Annotated in this window: 4 protein-coding genes and 1 tRNA gene; 1 reads left to right on the forward strand and 4 read right to left on the reverse strand. The window is 57.8% G+C overall.

Features of this window, described 5'->3' with window-relative positions:
- Nucleotides 1-303, reverse strand: a 303-nt coding sequence (locus VJ956_RS13870; protein WP_324085633.1) for a 2Fe-2S iron-sulfur cluster-binding protein, incomplete at its 3' end; no start/stop codon positions are given.
- Nucleotides 304-313: 10 nt separating this feature from the next.
- Entirely contained in the window at nucleotides 314-2,029 is a 1,716-nt protein-coding gene (locus VJ956_RS13875; RefSeq protein WP_324085634.1) for an NADH-ubiquinone oxidoreductase-F iron-sulfur binding region domain-containing protein, read from the reverse strand.
- 497 nt (nucleotides 2,030-2,526) lie between these two features.
- On the opposite strand from VJ956_RS13875, the gene VJ956_RS13880 reads away from it, so the two are divergent.
- A complete protein-coding gene (locus VJ956_RS13880) occupies nucleotides 2,527-3,702 on the forward strand; it encodes an HD domain-containing phosphohydrolase (protein ID WP_324085635.1) in 1,176 nt (391 codons plus the stop codon).
- Nucleotides 3,703-4,174: 472 nt separating this feature from the next.
- Here VJ956_RS13880 and VJ956_RS13885 read toward each other — a convergent pair.
- Nucleotides 4,175-4,251: transfer RNA gene (locus tag VJ956_RS13885), tRNA-Met, on the reverse strand.
- A gap of 199 nt (nucleotides 4,252-4,450) precedes the next feature.
- Nucleotides 4,451-4,823 (reverse strand): ribonuclease HII (locus tag VJ956_RS13890; RefSeq protein ID WP_324085636.1); only part of this gene is annotated, 373 nt, incomplete at its 5' end.

Consider the following 4,823-nt stretch of genomic DNA (forward strand, 5'->3'; position numbering starts at 1 on the left):
CGCCAACAGCAATTCCAGCACCGCTTTGCGGGCTGCCTGCACACGGTCGGAACCCGCACTGCGCACCACCATGCCGGGCGCTGCCTCACGGATACAGCTGGCGGCGAGTACCCGTTCGCCTTCCACTTCCACCATGCAGGCGCGGCAATTGCCATCTGCACGGTAACCGGGGGCGTCCTTGAAGCACAGATGCGGAATGGTTTCGCCGGCGCGCTTTGCGACCTGCCACAGGGTTTCGCCGGGATGGGCCTGAACTTCCACACCGTCCAGGGTCAGGGTAAAGCTTGTGGTTGGATGGCTCATGGTTGCCTCCCTATCCTCTGGCGATCAGGTTGTGGCTGGCGAGTTCGCTGCGGAAGTCTCGCAGCAGACTCAGTACCGGGTTGGCGGCGGCCTGGCCCAGGCCGCAGATGGAGGCATCCGCCATCACCCTGGCCAGCTGCTGAAGGGTTTCCTCATCCCAGGTGTTGCGTTCCAGCAAGGTCAGCATTTTCTCGGTACCGACCCGGCAGGGGGTGCACTGTCCGCAGGACTCATCGGCGAAGAAACCCAGAAGGTTGGCGGCGGCGGCCTGCAGATCGTCCTGATCGGACAGCACGATCACCGCGGCGGAGCCGATAAAACAGCCGTGTTCCTGCAGGGTGTCGAAGTCCAGGGGAATGTCGGCTTTGCTGGCGGGCAGTATCCCGCCGGAAGCACCGCCAGGCAGATAGGCCAGCAGGCGATGCCCCTCGGCCATGCCGCCGCAGTATTCCGCAATCAATTCGTCAAGGGTGATGCCTGCGGGGGCAAGGTGCACGCCGGGCCGGGCCACCCGCCCGGAAACGGAAAAACTGCGAAGCCCCTTGCGACCATGCCGCCCCTGGCTGGCGAACCATTCCGCGCCCTGGGCGTGGATGATCGGGATCCAGTAAACCGTCTCGACGTTGTTGACCAGGGTGGGCTGGCCAAACAGCCCTTTCTGGGCAACGAACGGCGGGCGATGGCGTGGTTTGCCGGGTTTGCCCTCCAGCGACTCGATAAGGGCGGATTCCTCGCCGCAGATATAGGCCCCGGCGCCTCGGCGCAGAATGATAAAACCTGGCGCGACGATTGCCGCCGCTTCCAGCTCGGCAATGGCTTCGGTCAGCACCCGGTGCAGCCCCGGGTACTCATCCCGCAGATAAATGTACAGGGCCTGCGCCTCGACCGCCCAGGCACTGACCAGGGCTCCCTCGAGGAATCCGTGGGGTTCGTGTTCCAGGTAATAACGGTCCTTGAAAGTGCCGGGCTCGCCTTCGTCGGCGTTGATAACCGCGTAACGCGGCCCGGGTTCCGCCCGCACCGACTGCCATTTGCGGGCGGTGGGAAATCCGGCGCCACCCAGCCCGCGCAGGCCGGCGTGCCCGAGCTCCTCGGTCAGCGATTCGACACTTACCCGGCCCTCACGGCAATCGGTCAGCAGTCGATAACCACCGGTGGAACGGTAATCCGGGAGACGTTGCCAACGGATCTCCTGCGGCCGGGTCTGCCCCTGTTCTACCGCGGCAGCCACGTTGCCGGCAGTGGCATGGCACAGGTGATGGTGCCCCACGGCCACCACCGGCGCTGTGTCGCAGCGCCCCATACAGGGTGCCCGCAGTACCCGCACGGCGGCGGGATCCGCCCCGGCACCCAGCGCCTGGTGCAGTGCTTCGGCCCCGGCAAGACCACAGGAGAGCGAGTCACATACCCGCAGTGTTATCGCCGGCGGCGGCGCCTGTTCGTCGTGGATAACATCGAAATGGGCATAAAAGGTGGCCGTTTCATAGATGGCGGCCATGGGCAGATTCATCAACGAGGCCAGGGCCCGGAGGCGGGCCATGGAGAGGTAACCGAAGCTGTCCTGCAGTGCATGCAGGTGCTCGATCAGGCGATCACGGTGGCGCAGTGACGGGTCGGTACGCTCGTCACCGATCAGGTTCCGCAGCTCCGAAAGTACCGCCGGCTCCAGTTGCCGGCCACGAAGGGCAGAGCCGCGGCGCTTGACCATTTCTTCGTCTTTATTCATTGTTTTTAACCCGGCCCCGAAGTACCTGACACAGCTTTTTTGGCTGGCCTGACTGTCTATAGATCATTGGAACACATCCGGCCGGGTTGCCGCCAGAGACACTGGCCTCAACAGGAATATGTGACTTTGCCCTACCAGGAGACGCCACAAAGAACAGACCTGGAAGCTATCGGGAAACCCTGAAGACTATTTGAATGGCTACCGTACGTAATCAGCTGGCTCAAATCTATCGCAAGCTCAATGTCAACGACAAGGCAGCCCTCAGCCTTTGTCTGAATCATCCCCGCGGCTGATTCCAGATATCCTCAAGACTGAGTTGCAGTTCAGTCACAAACGCACGCTTGCGAGTCGCCTGAAGGAGGGAGTTGGTTTTGTCGGATTCAGGATGAGATTATGGCGCGCCTCCAAGTGGCAAGCCCCCGTCACCCTGCGCGGCCTCACGCTTTAGCAGCTCTGTTTCTGCTTACAGCATCACGGCAATTATTTCACTTTGTTCTATGCTTAAAGACCGGAAATTTGATTATCTCAGGCACGAATTAATGAGTCATTATACCCACAAGGATCAACTGGGTGGACTGAACCAGCATCAGTCTATTCGAGAAAAAATTCATTATCTGCATAACACCTTGCGGTCGCGGTATCCGTTTATTCACAGAATGGCTATTGCCTTGTATGACCCGGCTTCAGACCTGGTTTCCACCTTTGTCTACAGCGCCGACGATGCGCTGCAGCTGGAAAATTATCAGGCCCGTCTCGCTGATTGTCCCTCTTTGCTGGAATTACTACAGAAAAACCAGCCACGGCTGGTCAATGATTTGAGTATTTTTGACAGTGGCGACCATTACCACACTCAGGTAATCAGCCAGGGTGGCTACCGGTCCAGTTATACCTTGCCGCTATTTGCTGAGGGCGTTTTTTTGGGTTTCCTCTTCTTTAATTCCCGCGCAAGCGGTGTCTTCGAAGAGCGGGTATTGGGTGAGATAGACATGACCGGCCACCTGATTGCATTCATGCTTTATGCAGAGCAGAGCAAAATAAAAACCCTTGTTGCGACGGTACGGTCAGCCAAAGAAATGGGTCATCATCGTGACCCTGAGACCGGCGGCCATTTGGAACGCATGGCCCATTATTCCCGCATGATTGCCAGAAAACTGGCCAAAACCCACCAGTTTAGTGATGATTTTATTCAGCATATATTTCTTTTCTCGCCGCTGCATGATATCGGAAAATTGACGATCCCTGACAACATCCTGCTGAAACCCGACAAACTGTCGGAAGATGAATATCGCATCATGCGGGAGCATTCGCGCAATGGCCGGGATATTATTGACAGACTTCTGCATAACTATGGCCTGGGCGGCATCGAGTATATTGAGCTGCTGCGCAACATCGCCTTGTATCATCACGAAGCAGTCGATGGCAGCGGTTATCCGGAGGCTTTGAAACAAGCCCAGATTCCAGTTGAAGCCCGGATTGTGGCCGTGGCAGATGTTTTTGACGCACTGACCAGCCATCGCCCCTACAAACCCGCCTGGTCAAATGAAAAAGCTTTTGCCAAATTAAGGGAAATGGCCGGTCACAAACTGGATCAGGAATGTGTGGACGTTTTTCTAAGCGAAGTTGAGGAAATCGAGCGCATCCAGGCCACGTTCTATGAAAACCCCTATGGCTGAGGCGATATTCTGACGAACTCGCGCAGTCACGAGAGTGGGGGGTTTCTCAACAGTCTGCGAGTTGACCTCATTTACAGATTGTATGATCAGTCATTAACCGAAGTTTGCCCAACTGTTTTGAAGGTGCGCGGTCAGTATCGGGTTCCCTATGGTTCGAGCAGCCATGCAAATGGATAAGTAATGCCCTGAGAACGATGCTCTTCACGCAAGCAAGAATCAAGGGATCGTCTCGGCTGAGCCCGGAGTAAAGGATCGGAGCAGACGATCAGTCGGAATCTGCGGCAATTGCCAGAAGGCAAAAAGCCAGTCGTCTCCGACTGGCCTTTTTCAATAGTGGTAGCGGGGAGCGGACGCGCTCAAGCGTTCGCGGCGACAACATTGCGGCACGCAGGTGCCAACAAAAAGTTGGCGACTCAAAAGCCCCCGCCAGAAAGCAAAAAGCCAGTCGTTCCCGACTGGCTTTTTTCAATAGTGGTAGCGGGGGCTGGATTCGAACCAACGACCTCCGGGTTATGAGCCCGACGAGCTACCAGACTGCTCTACCCCGCATCAAACTGGTTTTTCACTTCAACTTCCGAGGCGCCTGCATGGTCGGCCTCAGAACCCGGAGGTCCTTGATCTCCCTCCGGCTTTCCCGGGACTGGGAGCCCGACGAGCTATCAGACTGCTCTACCCCGCATCAAACTGGTGGTTAACCGGAGTAGCCCCGATCAACGTGCGCGTATACTAAAGTCTCATTATGGAGGTGTCAATCGAAATTTTCAAACAGGTCGCTGGCGAATTGCAGGGGTTCGGGGGTTTTGCCCGGGTTGAATCCGACGGCTTCAATGGCCTCCCGGACCGGCCGGAAAGAGCGGCGGTGTTCGGAGGTTGCGCCGTACTGACCGAGCGCCGCCACATGGACCGGTGTGGGATAGCCTTTATGCCCGGCAAAACCGTACTCGGGAAAACGCTGGTGAAGCATCTGCATTTCCCGGTCCCGGGTAACCTTGGCGAGAATCGACGCGGCACTGATCGCCTCGACCCTGCTGTCACCCTTGATGACCGGCTCTGAACGCCAGTGCCAGTCCGGGCAACGGTTGCCATCGACCAGCACGTACTCCGGCGCTATCGCCAGGCCG

Source organism: Marinobacter sp. (assembly GCF_035268745.1).
Taxonomy (GTDB): Bacteria; Pseudomonadota; Gammaproteobacteria; order Pseudomonadales; family Oleiphilaceae; genus Marinobacter.